Below are 278 nucleotides of genomic sequence, written 5' to 3'. Positions count from 1 at the left end.
TTTCCATGAATGCAATTATACAACTTTTTTCCGGATCTTGATTTATGGGTTACCCACACGATTCAACACAGACCCTGATTTTTACTCCTTTTATTTCTCTTCGACCTCTCCCTCCCCTGTCGTACGCAAGTTCTTGAGGTAGTTTCAAATCATTGTCTTCCATCTGTCTAAGAAGCGGTTCTATGGTGTCTCCGTCATAAGGATTGTCTAAGAATGTCTGTACGGCTGTAATGATTTTTCTGCCTTTCTTGCCTGTAGTAATGAGTCCGACTTTGTTC

The 278-nt window shown here is 41.0% G+C and carries 1 pseudogene; it reads right to left on the bottom strand.

The annotated features are described in order from the left end of the window. Positions 1–49: 49 nt before the first annotated feature. Positions 50–278 (bottom strand): annotated as a pseudogene (locus EII41_RS14415) (hypothetical protein); the annotation flags it as partial.

Origin of the sequence: Tannerella forsythia, from assembly GCF_003860135.1 — a bacterium.
Classification (GTDB): domain Bacteria; phylum Bacteroidota; class Bacteroidia; order Bacteroidales; family Tannerellaceae; genus Tannerella; species Tannerella forsythia_A.
The sequence above is the reverse complement of the archived record's forward strand: the minus strand, read 5'-3'. Positions and strand labels throughout refer to the sequence as shown.